Origin of the sequence: Pseudomonas sp. GV085, assembly GCF_003050925.1 — a bacterium.
In the GTDB taxonomy this organism is placed as follows: Bacteria; Pseudomonadota; Gammaproteobacteria; order Pseudomonadales; family Pseudomonadaceae; genus Aquipseudomonas.
Genome location: NZ_QAOV01000006.1, coordinates 224,653 through 242,348 on the forward strand (window position 1 = coordinate 224,653; position 17,696 = coordinate 242,348).

General features: G+C 62.1%; 18 protein-coding genes. 3 read left to right on the forward strand and 15 right to left on the reverse strand.

Annotated features, from left to right (window positions below; all coding sequences use genetic code 11):
- Nucleotides 1-32: 32 nt before the first annotated feature.
- From C8K63_RS15215 to C8K63_RS15250, 8 genes are all read right to left on the reverse strand, one after another.
- The gene (locus C8K63_RS15215) at nucleotides 33-1,019 is read right to left on the reverse strand and encodes a sugar kinase (RefSeq protein WP_108217449.1); all 987 of its coding nucleotides are present in this window, start codon (nucleotides 1,017-1,019) and stop codon (nucleotides 33-35) included.
- Nucleotides 1,012-1,794, reverse strand: a complete 783-nt coding sequence (locus C8K63_RS15220; protein ID WP_108217450.1) for a sugar phosphate isomerase/epimerase — start codon at nucleotides 1,792-1,794, stop codon at nucleotides 1,012-1,014. Before C8K63_RS15220 ends, C8K63_RS15215 begins: the two co-directional genes overlap by 8 nt.
- A gap of 152 nt (nucleotides 1,795-1,946) precedes the next feature.
- Complete coding sequence (locus C8K63_RS15225) at nucleotides 1,947-2,972, reverse strand: LacI family DNA-binding transcriptional regulator (RefSeq protein WP_108217451.1); 1,026 nt, start codon at nucleotides 2,970-2,972, stop codon at nucleotides 1,947-1,949.
- A gap of 140 nt (nucleotides 2,973-3,112) precedes the next feature.
- Nucleotides 3,113-3,721 carry a LysE family translocator gene (locus C8K63_RS15230; protein ID WP_108217452.1) on the reverse strand — a complete coding sequence of 203 codons (609 nt, stop codon included), beginning with the start codon at nucleotides 3,719-3,721 and terminating at the stop codon, nucleotides 3,113-3,115.
- Between the two features lie 52 nt (nucleotides 3,722-3,773).
- On the reverse strand, nucleotides 3,774-4,613 hold the full coding sequence (locus C8K63_RS15235) for an AraC family transcriptional regulator (protein ID WP_108217453.1): 840 nt from the start codon (nucleotides 4,611-4,613) through the stop codon (nucleotides 3,774-3,776).
- Between the two features lie 76 nt (nucleotides 4,614-4,689).
- The gene (locus C8K63_RS15240) at nucleotides 4,690-5,331 is read right to left on the reverse strand and encodes a DUF1345 domain-containing protein (RefSeq protein ID WP_108217454.1); all 642 of its coding nucleotides are present in this window, start codon (nucleotides 5,329-5,331) and stop codon (nucleotides 4,690-4,692) included.
- 189 nt (nucleotides 5,332-5,520) lie between these two features.
- Nucleotides 5,521-8,607, reverse strand: a complete 3,087-nt coding sequence (locus C8K63_RS15245) for an efflux RND transporter permease subunit (protein ID WP_108217455.1) — start codon at nucleotides 8,605-8,607, stop codon at nucleotides 5,521-5,523.
- A gap of 15 nt (nucleotides 8,608-8,622) precedes the next feature.
- On the reverse strand, nucleotides 8,623-9,780 hold the full coding sequence (locus C8K63_RS15250; RefSeq protein WP_108217456.1) for an efflux RND transporter periplasmic adaptor subunit: 1,158 nt from the start codon (nucleotides 9,778-9,780) through the stop codon (nucleotides 8,623-8,625).
- 266 nt (nucleotides 9,781-10,046) lie between these two features.
- Between C8K63_RS15250 and C8K63_RS15255 the strand changes: the two genes are divergently transcribed.
- The 3 genes from C8K63_RS15255 to C8K63_RS15265 all read left to right on the forward strand — a co-directional run bounded on the left by C8K63_RS15255 (nucleotide 10,047) and on the right by C8K63_RS15265 (nucleotide 12,440).
- Nucleotides 10,047-10,748: a response regulator transcription factor gene (locus C8K63_RS15255; RefSeq protein ID WP_007970971.1), complete on the forward strand. Its 702-nt coding sequence runs from the start codon at nucleotides 10,047-10,049 to the stop codon at nucleotides 10,746-10,748.
- Between the two features lie 4 nt (nucleotides 10,749-10,752).
- Nucleotides 10,753-12,054: an ATP-binding protein gene (locus C8K63_RS15260; protein WP_108217457.1), complete on the forward strand. Its 1,302-nt coding sequence runs from the start codon at nucleotides 10,753-10,755 to the stop codon at nucleotides 12,052-12,054.
- A 110-nt stretch (nucleotides 12,055-12,164) separates the two neighbouring features.
- On the forward strand, nucleotides 12,165-12,440 hold the full coding sequence (locus tag C8K63_RS15265) for a hypothetical protein (protein ID WP_108217458.1): 276 nt from the start codon (nucleotides 12,165-12,167) through the stop codon (nucleotides 12,438-12,440).
- Nucleotides 12,441-12,485: 45 nt separating this feature from the next.
- On the opposite strand, the gene C8K63_RS15270 is transcribed toward C8K63_RS15265, so the two are convergent.
- The 7 genes from C8K63_RS15270 to C8K63_RS15300 all read right to left on the reverse strand — a co-directional run bounded on the left by C8K63_RS15270 (nucleotide 12,486) and on the right by C8K63_RS15300 (nucleotide 17,408).
- Nucleotides 12,486-13,247: an anti-sigma factor gene (locus tag C8K63_RS15270; RefSeq protein ID WP_108217459.1), complete on the reverse strand. Its 762-nt coding sequence runs from the start codon at nucleotides 13,245-13,247 to the stop codon at nucleotides 12,486-12,488.
- Nucleotides 13,247-13,729 carry a sigma-70 family RNA polymerase sigma factor gene (locus tag C8K63_RS15275; protein WP_108217460.1) on the reverse strand — a complete coding sequence of 161 codons (483 nt, stop codon included), beginning with the start codon at nucleotides 13,727-13,729 and terminating at the stop codon, nucleotides 13,247-13,249. The genes C8K63_RS15270 and C8K63_RS15275 overlap by 1 nt, the downstream gene beginning before the upstream one ends.
- Nucleotides 13,730-13,795: 66 nt before the next feature.
- Nucleotides 13,796-14,338 (reverse strand): tetratricopeptide repeat protein, encoded by a 543-nt coding sequence (locus C8K63_RS15280; RefSeq protein WP_108217461.1) that lies wholly within the window; start codon nucleotides 14,336-14,338, stop codon nucleotides 13,796-13,798.
- Nucleotides 14,339-14,434: 96 nt separating this feature from the next.
- On the reverse strand, nucleotides 14,435-15,403 hold the full coding sequence (locus tag C8K63_RS15285) for a D-2-hydroxyacid dehydrogenase family protein (protein ID WP_108217462.1): 969 nt from the start codon (nucleotides 15,401-15,403) through the stop codon (nucleotides 14,435-14,437).
- A 13-nt stretch (nucleotides 15,404-15,416) separates the two neighbouring features.
- Nucleotides 15,417-16,442, reverse strand: a complete 1,026-nt coding sequence (locus C8K63_RS15290) for an alpha/beta fold hydrolase (protein ID WP_108217463.1) — start codon at nucleotides 16,440-16,442, stop codon at nucleotides 15,417-15,419.
- Nucleotides 16,443-16,527: 85 nt separating this feature from the next.
- The gene (locus C8K63_RS15295; protein WP_108217464.1) at nucleotides 16,528-16,962 is read right to left on the reverse strand and encodes a YqaA family protein; all 435 of its coding nucleotides are present in this window, start codon (nucleotides 16,960-16,962) and stop codon (nucleotides 16,528-16,530) included.
- A complete protein-coding gene (locus C8K63_RS15300; RefSeq protein WP_108217465.1) occupies nucleotides 16,962-17,408 on the reverse strand; it encodes a DUF411 domain-containing protein in 447 nt (148 codons plus the stop codon). The genes C8K63_RS15295 and C8K63_RS15300 overlap by 1 nt, the downstream gene beginning before the upstream one ends.
- Between the last annotated feature and the right edge of the window lie 288 nt (nucleotides 17,409-17,696).

Genomic DNA, 17,696 nt, shown 5'->3' on the forward strand with positions numbered 1-17,696 from the left:
TCATCGCGAGCAGGCTCGCTCCTACGTTGGATCTACGTTCGACACAAATCCTCTGTAGGAGCGAGCTTGCTCGCGATGGCGACCTCAAATTCGCTGACCATTTCGGATCGGGTCGGCAACCCCTCCATATCCCCGCGGCTTTGCACCGCCCGGCTGCCAATCCAGTTGGCGCGTTTCACGGCCTCGACCACGCTTTGGTTTTCCAACAGCGCGCTGATCATGCCGACGGCAAAACCATCGCCGGCACCCACCGTATCGACCACCGTTGCCACCGGCACGCCGGCCACGAAACCCTGATCAACATGTGTGCGGTAGTAAGCCCCGTGCGGGCCAAGCTTGATCGCCACGGCTTCGGCGCCCTGGTCGAGGTAGAAGGCGGCGATGTCGGCCGGGTCTTCGAAACCGGTCAGCAAGCGACCTTCGCTCAACCCCGGCAGCACCCAATGGGCGAGGGCGGCGAGGCGGTTGATCTCGGTGATCATTTGTTGCTCGCTGGCCCACAGGCTCGGGCGCAGGTTCGGGTCGAAGGACACACTGCGCCCGGCCTCGCGCATGCAGGTCATCAATTCGAACGACATCTGCCGCGCCGACTCCGAGAGCGCCGGAGGAATGCCGGTGGCGTGCAGGTGTCGGGCCTTGAGCAATTGGGGCACGATCGAGTGTGGCGACAGGTGACTGGCCGCCGAACCACGGCGGAAGTACTCGACCACCGGATCGCTGCCATCGTCGGTGCGGGACTTGAGTTGAAAACCGGTCGGGTGGGCGGTGTCGATGTCGACGTGGCGGCAATCCAGGCCTTCTTTTTCCAGGGTATCGACCACGAACCGGCCCAGCGAATCGGCACCGACACGGCTCAGCCATGCCACGTTGAAGCCCAGTCGGGAAAGGCCAATGGCAACGTTGCTGTCAGCGCCGGCAATGCGTTTGTGAAAAGCGCCGACGCTGGCCAGATCACCCGCCTGCTCGGCGACGAACATCGCCATGGTCTCGCCGAAGGACAGAATATCGATCTCAGACATGAGCACTCTCCAGCTGCGATTGGCCGAGGTGGGCGAGGGCAGCGACGTGCTCGGTGGTCAGTTGCACCAGGTCATCGCCTTGCAGCGGATATTCCGCGGCCCGCATAACGCCCTGGGCCATGTGCTGCAGCAGGTGTTCCCACTGTTGCAGGTCACTGGCGGCGGGCGGGATGGCGACCAGTTTGCCGTCGGCACGGCGCGTGACCGCTTTGCAGTGCACATAACCGACGTGACGACCGAGCAACCGCGCGGCGCTGGCGGCGGACTGGTCCTGCCAGTGCCAATTGCCGATGTCGAAGGTCATTTTGATCGGCAGCTCGTGCCGCTCGACGTCCGCGAAAAAGCGCTGGAAGGGTTCAATGCGGCCGCCGTGCAGGGTCTGGTCGTTTTCCACCAGCAACTGCACGGCGCTTTCGCCCAGCACTCGGGCGAGGGTTTGCAGATCGCTGTTGTCGGTGAAATAGCCCAGCGACACTTTCAGCCATTTGGCGCCGAACGCCTGGGCGCGTTGCAGGGCCGTGACCAGTTCGGGGTTGGGCCTGGATTGCCCGGCCAGCCATAGCTCCATGGGTGATGAATACACGCTCTGCAGGCCTTCTGCCTGAGTGGCATCGGCCAGTTGAGCAGGGTCCTCGATGGTCAGTAATTCCTCACGCCACTCAATGCGCGTGGCGCCGGCGGCGGCGAGAATCTCGATGAAGCTGCCCTGGCCGCGTTGACGCACAATGTCTGCGCCGTAGCTGGAAAGGCTGATGGAAACGGCTGGTCTGTTCATTGTTTTTCTACCTCTGAAACCGGTTTCATTTTTGTTCAAATTTTTTTGTGGTGCTAGTCAGGGCCCCATCGCGAGCAGGCTCACTCCTACAATGGGCCTATATTCACAAATCCACTGTAGGAGCGAGCCTGCTCGCGATGGCGTCTTAACATTCAACGCAAATTCCCAAGGGTCGAACCCCGCACAACCAACCGCGCCGAAAAATCCAGCGTCCGCACCGCCCCGTCATCCCCCCGCAGCCGCTTGAGCAGACACTCGAACGCGCTGGCGCCCATCTCGGTAGTCGGCTGCGCGAGGGCGGTAATGCCGCTGCCCACCAACGGGTACCAATCCAGGTCATCGAGGGCGATCAAGCCCACGTCGTCGAACAGGTTGCACTGGAGTTCACGCAACGCATGGGTGCTGGCCAGCGCCGCAACCCCGTTCGCGCAAAACAACGCCTTAGGGCCGGGGCCAGGCGCGTCGAGGAAGGATTTCAGCTGTGCGGTCAGCTCGCTGCCGGTTTCGATGTGCGTGCCGCGAAGTGCCGGGCGTTGCCCGATTTGCGCCTTGAAGCTGCTGACCCGCTCGATTCGCGAACTGGTGCCGTCGAACGGTTCGGTGACCAGCAACACATCGCGATAACCGCGCTCTTCAAGATGGGCGAGGGCCATCTCGATGGCCTGCGGGTTGTTCAGCCCGACCATATCGCTTTCAAGGTGCTCCACCTTGCGATCCACCAGTACCATGGGCATTTCCCGGTGCAGTTCGTGCAATTGGTCGCGGTGATGACCGAGGGTGTTCACGATCAGGCCTTCGATGTTGTACGAGCGCAGCAGGGCCAGGTGCTGGCGCTCTTGCTCGTCGTCGCGGTCGGTGTTGCACACCACCAGGCTATAGCCGTGCTGACGGCAGGCGGTTTCCACCCCGTGCATCACGGCAATTGAATAAGGGTTGCGGATATCGGCCACCAGCATGCCGATCAGGCGGGTGCGCCCGCGTTTCAGGCCGCGGGCCATCTGGTTCGGGCGATAGCCGAGTTCGGCAATTGCCTGTTCGATGCGCTGGGCAATGGCATCGGAGAGCAGGGCGCGATCATCGCCAATGAACCGCGAAACGCTGGCCTTGGAGACCTTGGCGTGTTCGGCCACGTCGAGCATGGTCACGCGGCTGCGCTGGGCGGCGGAGAAATCGTTCACGGTCTGAAACCTTCTTATTGGATTTATAAGGTCGAGTGCTTCGTGAGATAGCGCTGAAACCGGTTTCAGAAGACACCAAAAGTCAATTCGCCGTCAAGCCCCGAATGGTTGATTGTCGAACAATGACCGACAAGCGGCGCTCAGGCCAACACGCTCAACCACGCAGAACCCAGCAATAACAGGCCCATGCAGCGGTTCAAGCGTTGCATGGCACGGGGTGAGCGCAACCAGCGGCTTGAACCGGCACCGAGCGCCGCCCAGGCCGCGAGACATGGCAGGGAAACCAGAAAAAACCCCAGCGACAAATACATCACCTGCACTGCGCGATGCTCGCCATCCCCGGCGAATACGCTGACCACCGCCAGCGCCATCATCCAGGTTTTCGGGTTGACCAGTTGCAGGCTGGCGGCACCCATCCATCCCAGGCGCGCTTCGTTGTCGCGCGCGGCAATGTCTGTCGCCGGGGCATTGAAAATCTGCCAGGCCAGATAGCTCAGCCACGCCACGCCGGCCCATTGCATGGCACCTTGCACGGCGGGCCACGCGGTCAATGATGAACCGATGCCCGTGCCCACCAGCAATACGAGGGTCGCAGCACTGGCACAGGCGCCGACGATGATCGGCACAGCCGCGACCCACCCGTATCGAGCGCTGTTGCTCAGCACCAGAATATTGGTCGGGCCGGGGGTGATCGAGGCTACAAAGGCAAACAGCAGGAAAGGCAACAAAGTCGGGAATGAGGGCAGCATCGCGGGCTAACTCCGGTGAAGATCAGTGAAGTCGATCTTCACAATCCCGGGCTTATCTGTCTGGAAGATTTGAGCAGCGCTTGCGGTACAGCGCCGGCGTCAGGCCATAGGCGCGCATGAACCAGCGCCCCAGATGGCTCTGATCGGCAAAGCCCAGTGCCATTGCCACCGCCGCCGGTTGATCGCCACGGACCAGCAGGCGGCGGGCGGTTGCCAGGCGCAGTTGTACCAGATACGCGTGGGGTGCCATGCCATAGGCAGCCTTGAACGCGCGGGTCAGGCGAAAGCGATCGACACCTGTGACGGCGGCCAGTTGATCGAGGCCGATGTCGTATTGCGCGTTGGCATGCAGGTATTCCCGGGCTTTGTGTGCCACCTGCGGCAGACGCGGGTCCTGGCCATCGCGGGCGCGCCAGTGCAAGTGGCTGGTGAGGCGCTCGAGCAAACCGTCGAGGGCGGTCTGGCGGACGATCTTCAGTTCACCGCGATGCAGGGTTTCAAACGCCAGGCTGGTGGCCTGGGCCAGACGCGCATCGCAGGCCAGGGTGGCGGCGAAGCTCAGCTGGCTGTTGTCGGGGGCATGATCGAACACGGCGCTGAGTTCGCGTTGCAACCACTGCGGGTCGAGGTACAGCATGCGGTAGGTGAAACCGTCGGCGGTCGGCGCTTCACCGTCATGGATGTCACCGGGTTCCAGCAGAAACACCTTGCCCGGCGTGCTCTGGTGCCTGGCCCGTCGGCAATTGAATTGCTGGACTCCTTGCTCGGTGACGCCCACCAGATAACTGTCGTGCCAGTGCGGGTCATAGGCGTGACCTTCGAAATGCGCGCGCAGGGTCTCGATGCCGGTGTCGGCATCCCGGGCCAGGTCGATCCAGTTGTGAGCGCTCATGGGGTACCTGCGAATCGGTTTGCCGGGCTATTTAACGCCTTGACCGAGGGCCATGCCTAGAACGTTTGTGCAGTCATCAACCGAACAGGCCGGCCGCGATGTTGATCGAGAACCCGAGAATGGCGGTGTTGAACAAAAAGCCGATCAGCGACTGCGCCAGCACGATCTTGCGCATGCCTGGCGTGGCCACGCCGACATCCGAAGTCTGCACGGCCACGCCGATGGTGAACGAGAAGTACAAAAAGTCCCAGTAGTCGGGCGTCGTCAGGCCTTCGGCAAAGCGCAGCGCCGGCTCCTTGCCATTCCAGATGTAATACAGCCGCGCGTAATGCAGGCTGAAGATGACGCCGATCAGCAGCCATGAGCCGATGACGGTCAGCGCGGTGAAACCGTAACGCATCAGTTTGCGGGTGGTTTCCAGGTCTTTGCTGCCGGCCAGTTCGAAGGTGATGGTCGCCAGGCTGGCCAGTGCCGCAATGCACACCAGCGCCAGCACCAGCCCGGCGTTTTCGTCCTCGATTTCGGCGATGCGTTTTACGTCAGTCGCTTTCGAACGCACGGTGAGCCAGAACATCAGCAACAGGTAGATCCAGACGCCGGCATTCCAGCCAATGAGGATCTTGCTGATCGGCGAATCGGCCGGAGCCAGAATGCCCACCGCGATGCCCAACAGGATGGCGGCGGACAGGCGAGGGTGGGTGCGTGCGAGGAAGATCATGGAGGCTCGTTGGTTCGGGGCATTGCAAACACCTTAGCCCAGGTGACCACATTCTTGAAATCAATGAAGCCCCCCTGTAGGAGCGAGCTTGCTCGCGATGGACTCCCAGGCACCGCGTTTATCCAGCAGACACGCGTTATCGTTAACGACCATCGCGAGCAAGCTCGCTCCTACAGGGTGGTGTGTGGGTTAGCGCTTGCGCACCAGCTTCATCACCACCACAAAAAACACCGGCACGAACACCACGGCCAAGGTCGCGGTGATCATCCCGCCGATCACCCCGGTGCCGATGGCCTGCTGGCTCGCGGAACTGGCGCCAGTGGCAATCGCCAGCGGCACCACGCCAAGAATGAACGCCAGCGAGGTCATGACAATCGGCCGCAACCGCAGGCGTGCCGCTTGCAAGGTCGCATCGATCAGGTCGTGGCCTTCGTCGTACAGGCTCTTGGCGAACTCGATGATCAGGATCGCGTTCTTTGCCGACAGGCCGATGATGGTGATCAGCCCGACCTTGAAGAACACATCGTTGGGCATCCCGCGCAAGGTCACCGCCAGCACCGCGCCGAGCACACCCAGCGGCACCACCAGCAGCACCGAGGTGGGGATCGACCAGCTCTCGTACAACGCCGCCAGGCACAGGAACACGATCAACAGCGACAACCCCAGCAGGATCGGTGCCTGGCTGCCGGACAATCGTTCCTGCAACGACAACCCGGTCCATTCCTGGCCCAGGCCTGCCGGACCTTGCGCCACCAGCCGCTCGATCTCGGCCATGGCCTCGCCGGTGCTGTGGCCCGGCGTCGGTTCACCGGAAATGCTGATTGCCGGGTAGCCGTTGTAGCGGGTCAACTGCGCCGGGCCCTGAGTCCACCTGGCCTGCACGAAGGCCGACAACGGCACCATTTTGTCGTGGGTGTTACGCACGTGAATCTTCAGCAGGTCAGCCACCTGACTGCGCTGGTCGCCCTCGGCCTGCACCACGACGCGCTGCATCCGCCCCTGATTGGGAAAGTCGTTGATGTAGGCCGAGCCCACGGCCGTGGACAGCACGTTGCCGACGTCGGCAAAGGACACACCCAGCGCGTTGGCCTGCTTGCGGTCGACGATCAGTTGCACCTGCGGTGCCTCGGCCAGGGCGCTTTCGCGCACGTTCATCAGGATCGGGCTTTTTTCGGCCGCCGCGAGCAGGTCGGTGCGAGCCTCCATCAACTTCTCATGGCCGAGGCCGCCGCGATCCTGCAGGCGAAATTCGAATCCGCTGGAGGTACCCAGGCCATCCACGGGCGGTGGCAGTACGGCAAATGTCACCGCGTCCTTGATCTGGCTGAGGGCAACGTTGGCCCGGTCGGCAATCGAGCTGGCCGAATCGTCGCTGCCACGCTCGGACCAGTCTTTGAGCGTGCTGAACGCCAGCGCCGCATTCTGCCCGCTGCCGGAGAAGCTGAATCCGAGAATCACCACGCTGTCACGAACGCCCGGCTCCCCGGCGTTGTGCGCTTCAACCTGCTCGGCCACCTGCACTGTGCGGTTCTTGCTCGCACCCGGTGGCAATTGAATGTCGGTAATGGTGTAACCCTGGTCTTCCACCGGCAGGAACGAGGAGGGCAGGCGACTGAAGCACACGGCCAGACCCACCAGCAACACACCGTAGATCAGCAGGAAACGCCCGCTGCGTTTCAGTGCATAGGCAACCCAGCCTTGATAGCGTTCGGTCAGTTGCTCGAAGCGACGGTTGAACCAGCCAAAGAAGCCAGTCTTTTCGTGGTGTTCGCCCTTGGCAATCGGCTTGAGCAACGTCGCGCACAGGGCCGGGGTCAAGGTCAGGGCGAGGAACGCCGAGAACAGGATGGACGTGGCCATCGACAGCGAGAACTGCTGGTAGATCACCCCGACCGAGCCCTGCATGAACGCCATCGGAATGAACACCGCGACCAGCACCAGGGTGATGCCGATGATGGCCCCGGTGATCTGCCGCATGGCCTTGCGCGTGGCTTCCTTGGGCGACAAGCCCTCGGTGGCCATGATCCGCTCGACGTTCTCCACCACCACGATGGCGTCGTCCACCAGAATGCCGATGGCCAGCACCATGCCGAACATGGTCAGCACGTTGATCGAAAACCCCAGCGCCAGCATCGTTGCAAAGGTGCCCATCAGCGCCACCGGCACTACCAACGTCGGAATCAGTGTGTAGCGGATGTTTTGCAGGAACAGGAACATCACCGCGAACACCAGCAACATCGCCTCGCCGAGGGTGTAGACGACCTTGGTGATCGAGACTTTGACGAAGGGCGAGGTGTCGTACGGGATCTTGTATTCGACGTTCGCCGGGAAGAAGCGCGACAGCTCATCCATCTTCGCCCGCACCAGGGTCGCGGTGTTCAGGGCGTTGGCACCGGGCGACAACTGCACGGCGACGGCGGTGGATGGCTTGCCGTTCAGGCGCGTGGAAAACTGATATTCCTGGCTACCGATCTCGACCCGCGCCACGTCGCTGATGCGCACGGTAGAACCGTCCGGATTGGCCTTGAGGACGATATCGGCAAACTCTTCGGGGGCCGACAGCTGACCCTTGACCAGAATGGTTGCGGTGATTTCCTGAGTGGTGCGGGTCGGCAGATCGCCGATGCTGCCGGCCGACACCTGGGCATTTTGCGCGACGATGGCAGCATTGACGTCCGCCGGTGTCAGGTTGAAGGCGAGCAGCTTCTGCGGGTCGATCCAGATCCGCATCGCCCGCTCGGCGCCGTACAACTGTGCCTTGCCGACGCCGTCCAGGCGCTTGATTTCGTTCATCACATTGCGCGCCAGGTAATCGCTGAGCGCTACGTCGTCGAGTTTGCCGTCGCTGGAGGTGAGGCTGATCAACAGCAGGAAACCGGAGGAGACTTTCTCCACCTGCAAACCTTGCTGGATCACCGCTTGGGGCAGGCGTGACTCCACGGCTTTCAGGCGGTTCTGCACATCGACCTGAGCCAATTCCGGGTTGGTGCCCGGCTGGAAGGTGGCCTTGATGGTCGCGCTGCCGAGGCTGCTCTGGGATTCGAAATACAACAGGTGATCGGCGCCGTTGAGCTCTTCCTCGATCAGGCTGACCACGCTCTCGTCCACGGTTTGCGCCGAAGCGCCCGGGTACACGGCGTAAATTTCGACTTGTGGCGGCGCAACATTCGGGTATTGCGCCACTGGCAGTTGTGGAATGGCCAGCGCACCGGCCAGCAGGATGAACAGGGCAACCACCCAGGCGAACACCGGGCGGTCGATAAAGAACTGCGGCATAAAAAAGCGTCCTGCTTACTGACCAGTCACCTGGGCAAGTGGAAGAGGGGTGTCGTCGATCTGCACTTTCTCGCCGACGCGAGCGTGCTGCAGACCCTCGATGACGATGCGGTCGCCTGCTTTCAGGCCGCTGGTGACGATCCAGCGATCGTTCTGCACGGCGCCCAGTTCGACCGGTTGCTGGCCGACCCGCTGTTCGCCGTCGAGCAACAGCACCTGGGCGATGCCGGCGCTGTCGCGCTGGATCGCCCGTTGCGGCACGCTGATGCCCTGCTGGTTGACCGCTTGTTCCAGTCGTACGCGCACGAAACTGCCGGGCAGCAAGTCAAGGTCGGGGTTGGGGAACTCACTGCGCAGAATGATCTGGCCGGTGCCCGGGTCGACGGTGATGTCGCTGAACAGCATTTTGCCCGGCAGCGGGTAGAGGCTGCCGTCATCCTGAATCAGCGTGGCCTTGGCCTGGTCCTGGCCGACCTGCTGCAACTGGCCGGAACGGAAGGCGCGGCGCAGCTCGTTGAGTTCTCGGGTGGACTGGGTGAGGTCGGCGTGAATCGGGTTCAGTTGCTGAATCAGCGCCAGCGGCGTGGTTTCGTTCTGCCCGACCAGCGCGCCTTCGGTGACCAGCGCGCGACCGATACGCCCGGAAATCGGCGCCGTGACTGTGGCATAACCGAGGTTCAACCGGGCGCGCTCCACCGCCGCCTTGTTGGCGGCGACGTCGGCGGCGGTCTGCCGGGCGTTGGCCCGGGCGTTGTCGTAGTCCTGGCCGCTGATGGCCTTTTCGTCGATCAACTGGGCGTAGCGCTGTTCCTGCAATCTGGCCTGGAACGCATTGGCCTCGGCCTTGCGCAATGCCGCTTCAGCGCTGTCCAGATCAGCCTTGAACGGCGCCGGGTCGATGCGGAACAACACATCGCCCTGTTTCACGTCACTGCCTTCACGGAAGGTCCGCTGCAAGACCACGCCGGCCACGCGGGCACGCACTTCGGCCATGCGCGGCGCAGCAATCCGTCCGCTCAGTTCACTGCTGATGGTCAGTGGCCGCGCTACGATGGTCTCGATGCGCACCGTGGCCAGCGGCGCCTGTTCCTCGGCATTCGTGGACTTGTCACACGCACCCAGTGTCAACGCCAGAGCAATCAGACTGAGCCTGGCAAGCAGATTCTTCGACATGTAATACCCCAATAAAGACCCCAGCATCCTACTGGGCGAAGGCGAGGGTAGCGGTGAAGCTTTGTTGGTGCTGTGTGAAATTGTGTAAGGGTTTTACTCAGGGACGAGTGAGGGCGTATATCCTTCAGTCCTTGATTTCTATTGCGCCTGATAGATAGCTATCGCGAGCAGGCTCGCTCCTACAGTTGAAATGCGGTCACCTGTAGGAGCGAGCCTGCTCGCGAAAAGGGTTTATCCGGCGCCACAGCTCTTTCTGGAAACACCCCATGCCCAACATCCTCCTGGTCGAAGACGACACCGCCCTCGCCGAACTGATTGCCAGCTACCTGGAACGCAACGGTTATTCCGTCAGCGTGATCGGTCGTGGTGACCATGTGCGCGAACGTGCGCGGCTCAATCCGCCGGACCTGGTGATCCTCGACCTGATGCTGCCCGGCCTCGACGGCTTGCAAGTCTGTCGCCTGCTGCGCGCCGATTCGGCGACCCTGCCGATCCTGATGCTCACCGCCCGCGACGACAGCCACGACCAGGTCCTGGGCCTGGAAATGGGTGCCGACGACTACGTGACCAAACCCTGCGAGCCGCGGGTGCTGCTGGCCCGGGTGCGGACCTTGTTGCGCCGCAGCAGCCTCAGCGAGCCGCAGACCGCCAACGACCGCATTCTGATGGGCAACCTGTGCATCGATTTGTCCGAACGCACCGTGACCTGGCGCGAGCAATTGGTGGACCTGTCCAGCGGTGAGTACAACCTGCTGGTGGTGCTGGCCCGGCATGCCGGTGAGGTGTTGAGCCGCGACCAGATCCTGCAACGCCTGCGCGGCATCGAGTTCAACGGCACCGACCGTTCGGTGGACGTGGCGATTTCCAAGCTGCGGCGCAAATTCGACGACCACGCGGGCGAGGCGCGCAAGATCAAGACCGTGTGGGGCAAGGGTTACCTGTTCAGTCGTTCCGAGTGGGAATGCTGAGCCGATGTTCAGAATCCTCTTTCGTTTGTACCTGGTGACCATCGTCTCGTTCAGCGCGGCGATCTATCTGGTGCCGGATCTGGTGGTCAAGGTGTTCCACGAGCGCTTTGTCACCTACAACCTCGATTACTCCCGCGGATTGCAAACGCTGATCGTCAAACAGTTTCACGCAGCCCCGGCCGGGCAGTGGCCGGCCCTGGCGGCTGAAATGGACAAGGACTTCAATCCACTGCACATCGTGCTCAGTGGCAATGACGACAGCAGCCTGACGCCTGATGAACAGCAGCGCTTGCGCCGCGGCGAGAACGTCGTGCGCGTCGGCGACTGGGGCTGGCGCACGCTGGCGGTCGCACCGCTGAATGAGCGCACCGTGGTGCAAATGGTCGTGCCACCCGATCCGCTGGACGTCAACCTGTTGTACTGGAGCATCAACGTGCTGATCGGCGCGACCATGCTCGCGTGTCTGTTGCTGTGGCTGCGCCCGCACTGGCGTGATCTGGAACGTCTCAAGGGCGCGGCCGAACGCTTTGGCAAGGGCCACTTGAGCGAGCGCACGCAAATTTCCCCGAGTTCCAACATCGGCAGCCTGGCCAGCGTTTTCGACACCATGGCCGGCGACATCGAGAACCTGCTCAACCAGCAACGGGATTTGCTCAATGCGGTGTCCCACGAGTTGCGCACCCCGCTGACGCGCCTGGACTTCGGCCTGGCGCTGGCGCTGTCCGACGACTTGCCGGCGGCCAGCCGCGAGCGCCTGCAAAGCCTGGTGGCGCACATTCGGGAACTCGATGAACTGGTGCTGGAGTTGCTGTCCTACAGTCGCCTGCAAAACCCGGGGCAGTTGCCGGAGCAGGTCGAGGTGTCGCTGGATGAGTTCATCGACAGCATCCTTGGTAGCGTCGACGAAGAGCTGGAATCCCCGGAAATCGTCATCGACGTGCTGCTCCACGGCCAGCTCGAACGCTTCAGCCTGGACCCGCGCCTGACCGCTCGCGCCCTGCAAAACCTGCTGCGCAACGCCATGCGCTACTGCGAGAAGCGTATCCAGATCGGTGTTCAGGTGTATGTCGGCGGTTGTGAGATCTGGGTCGACGATGACGGCATTGGCATTCCGGATGACGAGCGTGAGCGGATTTTCGAACCGTTCTACCGCCTCGACCGCAGCCGCGACCGCGCCACGGGTGGTTTCGGACTGGGGCTGGCGATCAGCCGCCGCGCGCTGGAGGCCCAGGGCGGCACGCTGACGGTGCAAGCCTCGCCGCTGGGCGGGGCGCGGTTTCGCTTGTGGTTGCCGGCTTCGGCCTGATTACGACAAGCGGCAGCTTCTTCTGTCAACTTTGACAGTAGCAAGACGCTGCGCTTGCGCGTTTCATTGGTCTGCGACCTCAAGAGAAGGCGGCAGGCTGGAGGAAAAGAATGAGCGCGCCAACAATAAGAGTCAGCGGGCGAGGCACGATCAGTGCAATCCGGGATGTCAAAGTCGAGAGTGTGTCGACAAAATTCGCGATGGTCCTGCCCGATGGCGGCTATAGCAGATTGGCGATCAGGATCGGACCCAACATCACCGCAGAGGGTCGCGCCTGTTTTCTGGTTGGCGATGCAGTGAAATATACGATGACGAAGGGGGCAGACGGAGAGCTGCTGAGCGCACACGACCTTGAGCGGGTGGGCGTCGATGTCTGGACAACGTGATGGCTTGCGGGGTCTTTTTCGATCTCGCAAGCCATTGTCTGTGCTTCAAGCGCTCAAACGACTGCGCAACAGCTTCGCCATCTCCTCCAGATCCGCCATCGGCTGATGCCCGATGAGCATCCAGGCGTGTTCCATGTCGGCCCAATACACGATGTTCATCTCGCGCCGCTGTTCCCGGGCGAAATGGCGGCTGCCGCTGTTGGAGCGGGTGACGCACAGCGCCATGGGGCCGTGCTCCGGATCGAGGTAGGTGATCTGGGCGATGGGCACACCGTCGTACTCGAGGATTTGCGCGCGCTTGAACTCGGCACGGGGCAGGCTCAGTTTTGCCGGCGCGAGGTCCAGGCCCAGACGCTCATCGATGGTCCGCAGTTGTGCCCGTTGCGCGGCTTCATCAGCGGGTAAATGATCCAGCGTTTGCGGCACGTAGAGCGCCATGTAATCGGCCACCTCACCGCGCCAGTTGTGTGTCAGCCGACTCGCTTGCCAGCCGAGAAACAGCCGGTCCGCCAGCACGCCGCCGGCCAACAGTGCGGCCGCGGCGGCAAGGAACCAGCGCCGGTTGAGCCCGGGGCGGACGGGCGAGGGCAGCGTCGCGAGCATGGCTTGCAGGCGATCCACCGGCGCCTGTCGGGCCAGTTCATCGTAGGCGTCCTTGAACGGCAGGCTGCTGCGATCGAGCCATTGCAGGCGCAGGCTGAGCATCGGATCAGCAATGATGGCCGCGTCGATGCGCGAGCGCTGCTCGGCATCGAGTTGGTCGTCGAGGTAAGCCACCAGTTGTTCGTCCGAGGTTCTCGTACTCATCAATGTTCTCCTCGGTAAGGGTGCGGCACCGCGTGCAATGGTGGATATTCGGCCAGTTTCGCCCGAGCGGCGGCCAGGCGACTCATCACCGTGCCGATGGGCACTTGCAGCACGTCGGCGACTTCGCGGTAGGACAAGCCTTCGACGTAGGCGAGAAACACTGTTTCGCGCTGGGTCTCGGGCAACGCATCGACGCGACGGATGACCTGTGCCGCCAATACATGGGTCTGGGCCACGGATTCACCATCGAACGACAAGGCCTCATCGGCATCCACCTGGCCCTGACCCTGACGCACCCGCTGGGAGCGGACTTCGTTGAGCCAGATCGAATGCAGAATGCTCAGCAGCCAGCGGTCCATGCGCGTTCCCGCCACGAATTGCGCGGCCCGCTCCAGCGCCCGCACACAGGTGGCCTGCACCAGGTCATCGGCGACATGCCGTTGCCGGGACAACAGCAGGCCGTAGCGCCATAAACGCGCCAGATGCTGGTTCAGTTCCGTTCGTATTGTCTGATCGCTGGCGATGGCGACCTCCGTCCGCTCAGGTTTTCAGGTTTTCGATGAGTCGTTGATGGCTTCGGCGAGGTCCTGGTACTCCTCGCATTGAGTGCTGCCGCAGATGGATCTGATCTGCTGCAGTTGCTCCTGCGCGAGATCCAGCCGGCCTTTGATCACATAGGCCTCGCCGAGGTATTCGCGGACTTGTGCGTACTGCGGGTCGAGTTTCACCGATTGCAGGTAATAGCCGATGCCTTCGTCGGTACGCCCCAGTTTACGCGTGGCGTAGCCGCGATAGTTCAATGCTTTTGCCGTATTTGGCTGTTTCAGCGTGTCGAGCAGGGCCAGGGCTTCTTCGTAACGTCCGTCCTTGGCCAGTTGCCAGGCGTAGTTGGTGCGGTCTTCGTCCGGCACCAGGTTGCTGGTCTGCCTGACGCACCGATGCGATCGGGTATCCAGCACCTGACCTTTCGGGCAGTTGGGCCGGCTGGGCATATCGTCACCGCCACCACCACCGTTGGCCAGGGCGAGGGAGCCGGACAACGCAACGGTCAGCAACAGCGGGGTCATCAGAACGGCAACACGAATATTCATGGGCTTTGCTCCAGAGGTTCATGCGTTTCAGATCAGGTCGCGCCCCGTCAGGCGCAATGCAAGGTCGATGTGATGTGAACACCGCAGCATGAAAAATTATTCGTTGTGGGAGCGAGCCAGCAAACGAATAGGAGCCCCCGCCGCCCAGGCCTGGATATTCTCGATCATTTGCGAGAAAAACAGCTGGTAGTTCTGTTGGCTCACGTACCCGATATGGGGGGTTGCCAGCACGTTATCCAGGGTCCGGAACGGATGGTGCGCAGGGAGCGGCTCCTGCTCGAAGACGTCCAGTGCGGCACCGGCCAGCCGTTGTTTCTGCAGTGCCTTGATCAGTGCCGCTTCATCGACAATCGGTCCGCGAGCGGTGTTCACCAGCAGCGCCGTGGGTTTCATCCAGCCAAGCGCCTGTGCATCCACCAGGCCCCGACTGCGGTCGCTGAGCACCAGGTGCACCGACAGCACGTCGGCCTGTTCGAACAGTTCCTGCTTGCTGACATGGGTCACACCGACTTGCGCCGCACGTTCGGCCGTGAGGTTTTCACTCCAGGCGATCACGCGCATGCCGAACACCTGACCGAACTGCGCGACACGCTGGCCGATGCTGCCCAGGCCGAGGATGGCCAGCGTCTTGCCGTGCAGGTCACCGCCCAGGCCTTGTTGCCACTGACCGGCACGCAGGGCATTGGCTTCGACCACCAGGTTGCGGGTTGCGGCCATGATCAGCGCCCAGGTCAGCTCCGGTGCGGCGTGTTTGTAGCTGTCGGTGCCGCAGACCTGAATGCCCAGCGCAGCGGCGGTTTTCAGGTCCAGGGCGGCGTTGCGCATGCCGCCGGTCACCAGCAGTTTGAGTTTCGGCAGGCGGCGCAGCAGGTCTTCATTGAAACGGGTGCGTTCGCGCATCACGCAGATCACCTCGAACCCGGCCAGGCGCTCGGCCAGGGATGGGTTATCGGTGGGGTAGTCATGGAGAAAACTCACCTGGCCGACGCAGTCCAGCGCCGACCAGTCCACCACATCCCGCGCCACATCCTGCCAATCATCAAGCACTGCAATCTGCACGGGCATCAGCCTTTCCTCTTCAACGCACGGGGTTGGTCTTGTTCAGCCAGGCGAGCATGGCCTGGTGGAATTCTGCCGGTTCTTCCATCTGTGGCGCGTGGCCCATGCCAGGGAATTCGACCAGCGTGGACTGGGGAATCAGCTTGGCCACCTGTTTGCCGAGGACCTCGTAGTGCCCGAGCTTCGCCTTGACTTCGGGGGGGGCGATGTCACTGCCGATGGCGGTGGTGTCGGACGTTCCGATCAACAGCAGGGTCGGCACTTTCAGGTCCTTGAATTCGTAGTACACCGGTTGGGTGAAGATCATGTCGTAGATCAGCGCCGAGTTCCACGCGACTTGCGTATGCCCCGGACCTTTGTTCAGGCCGGCGAGCATGTCGACCCAGCGATCGAATTCCGGCTTCCAGCGGCCACCGTAATAGGTGTTGCGCTCGTAGGTGCGGATCCCGTCGGCGCTGAGTTTGAGTTCGCGTTCGTACCATTGGTCAACGGTGCGATAGGGCACACCGAGGGCTTTCCAGTCTTCCAGGCCAATGGGGTTGACCAGCGCCAGTTGCTCGACCTGTTCGGGGTATAGCAAGGCATAGCGGGTGGCGAGCATGCCGCCGGTGGAGTGCCCCAGCAGGGTGGCTTTCTGGATGCCCAGGGCCTTGAGCAATTGTTGGGTGTTCGTCGCCAGTTGCTGGAAGCTGTACTGATAGTGCGCCGGTTTGCTGGAGGTGCAGAAGCCGATCTGGTCCGGGGCGATGACCCGATAGCCGGCGTCGCTGAGGGCTTTGATCGAGGTCTCCCAGGTGGCACCGCAGAAATTCTTGCCGTGCATCAACACCACGCTGCGACCATTGGCCTTGCCGTGGGCGGCGACGTCCATGTAACCCATTTGCAGGGACTGGCCCTGGGATTCGAGGGCGAAGTGCTTGAGGGTGTAGGGGTAGTCGAAACCTTGCAATTGGGGGCCGTATGCCGGTCCTTCGGCGTGGGCTATGGCGGGCAGGGCGGCGGTCAGCAGCAGGCCGGGTAACCAGCGGGTGAGGGGACGCGACATGGGAGAGCTCCATATGATAGCCGCCGATGCTGGACCGGCTCGATTAGGGCGATATTAAACACAGGCAATCGCCACCCTCGATGGTTCACCCCATCCAGCCCAGAGTCGCCATGGCCAGCACGCCGTAGCGGGCGCCTTTGGCCAGGGTGACGATCAGCAGGAAGCGCCCCAGCGGTTCGCGCATGACCCCGGCGACCAGCGTCAGCGGATCGCCGATCACCGGCAGCCAGCTGAGCAGCAATGACCAGTGGCCAAAGCGTTGGTAATGCCGCCGGGCTTTTTCCAGGTGTCGGGGGCCGACCGGAAACCAGCGCCGGTCGCGGAACCGCTCGATCCCGCGCCCCAGCCACCAGTTAAGCAGTGACCCAAGAACGTTGCCGAATGTTGCCACTGCCAGCAGTGCCCAGTGCCAATACCGATCGCTGAGCAACAGGCCCACCAGCACGGCTTCGGATTGCAGCGGCAGCAGCGTGGCGGCACCGAATGCCGCGAAAAACAGCCCGAGGTACGCGCCGGACATCAATGGGCGGGGTAATCCGCAACTACCACGTCAGTGCCATCCTTTTTCAGGCCAATGACCTGATAGGCATCGCTCATGCCGTCCATTTCCATGCCGGGCGAACCCATGGGCATGCCGGGGGCGGCGACGCCCAACAGATCGTCGCGCTTGCTCAGGGCCAGGACCTGGTCGGCCGGGACATGACCTTCGACGAATTTGCCGTTGATCAACGCGGTGTGGCACGACGCCAGGCGCGGCGGCACACCGTGCTGTTGCTTGAACTCACTCATGTTGGCTTCGACGTGGTCTTCGACCTTGAAACCATTGGCCTGCAGATGAGTGATCCATTTTTTGCAGCAGCCACAGTTGGCGTCGCGATGCACCTCGATCGGGATGAGGTCGGCGGCCTGGGCCAGGGAGGACATGAGCAGGGCGCTCAGGGCGATCAGACGCAGAGGGTTTCGCATGGGATTCGTCTCGGCTAACGGGCGAAAAAAACGCATTTTGACCCTTTTTACTGGTCGGGCATTCAAGGAGTGTTTCTAATTGCTACAAAAAACCGCTGTTAGATGATGGTAGATCATCGCTGTCAGGCAGATGAGGGGCACATTACAAAAACGTCAGGTTGAAATGCCGAGGGTAAGTATCGGTGTTGATGAAAACCAACTAGTCGCTATGTAAGAAAAGTCTGAAGGACCATTCTTCAAAGTGCGAATATCTAATAAACAATAAGTTTTACAGCATGTATCTGAATT

What these genes read in the sequence shown, in the direction of transcription:
- C8K63_RS15215 (WP_108217449.1), bottom strand. Translation starts at nt 1,019, where the DNA reads ATGTCTGAGATCGATATTCTGTCCTTCGGCGAGACCATGGCGATGTTC.
- C8K63_RS15220 (WP_108217450.1), bottom strand. Translation starts at nt 1,794, where the DNA reads ATGAACAGACCAGCCGTTTCCATCAGCCTTTCCAGCTACGGCGCAGAC.
- C8K63_RS15230 (WP_108217452.1), bottom strand. Translation starts at nt 3,721, where the DNA reads ATGCTGCCCTCATTCCCGACTTTGTTGCCTTTCCTGCTGTTTGCCTTT.
- C8K63_RS15235 (WP_108217453.1), bottom strand. Translation starts at nt 4,613, where the DNA reads ATGAGCGCTCACAACTGGATCGACCTGGCCCGGGATGCCGACACCGGC.
- C8K63_RS15240 (WP_108217454.1), bottom strand. Translation starts at nt 5,331, where the DNA reads ATGATCTTCCTCGCACGCACCCACCCTCGCCTGTCCGCCGCCATCCTG.
- C8K63_RS15245 (WP_108217455.1), bottom strand. Translation starts at nt 8,607, where the DNA reads ATGCCGCAGTTCTTTATCGACCGCCCGGTGTTCGCCTGGGTGGTTGCC.
- C8K63_RS15250 (WP_108217456.1), bottom strand. Translation starts at nt 9,780, where the DNA reads ATGTCGAAGAATCTGCTTGCCAGGCTCAGTCTGATTGCTCTGGCGTTG.
- C8K63_RS15255 (WP_007970971.1), top strand. Translation starts at nt 10,047, where the DNA reads ATGCCCAACATCCTCCTGGTCGAAGACGACACCGCCCTCGCCGAACTG.
- C8K63_RS15260 (WP_108217457.1), top strand. Translation starts at nt 10,753, where the DNA reads ATGTTCAGAATCCTCTTTCGTTTGTACCTGGTGACCATCGTCTCGTTC.
- C8K63_RS15265 (WP_108217458.1), top strand. Translation starts at nt 12,165, where the DNA reads ATGAGCGCGCCAACAATAAGAGTCAGCGGGCGAGGCACGATCAGTGCA.
- C8K63_RS15270 (WP_108217459.1), bottom strand. Translation starts at nt 13,247, where the DNA reads ATGAGTACGAGAACCTCGGACGAACAACTGGTGGCTTACCTCGACGAC.
- C8K63_RS15280 (WP_108217461.1), bottom strand. Translation starts at nt 14,338, where the DNA reads ATGAATATTCGTGTTGCCGTTCTGATGACCCCGCTGTTGCTGACCGTT.
- C8K63_RS15285 (WP_108217462.1), bottom strand. Translation starts at nt 15,403, where the DNA reads ATGCCCGTGCAGATTGCAGTGCTTGATGATTGGCAGGATGTGGCGCGG.
- C8K63_RS15290 (WP_108217463.1), bottom strand. Translation starts at nt 16,442, where the DNA reads ATGTCGCGTCCCCTCACCCGCTGGTTACCCGGCCTGCTGCTGACCGCC.
- C8K63_RS15295 (WP_108217464.1), bottom strand. Translation starts at nt 16,962, where the DNA reads ATGTCCGGCGCGTACCTCGGGCTGTTTTTCGCGGCATTCGGTGCCGCC.
- C8K63_RS15300 (WP_108217465.1), bottom strand. Translation starts at nt 17,408, where the DNA reads ATGCGAAACCCTCTGCGTCTGATCGCCCTGAGCGCCCTGCTCATGTCC.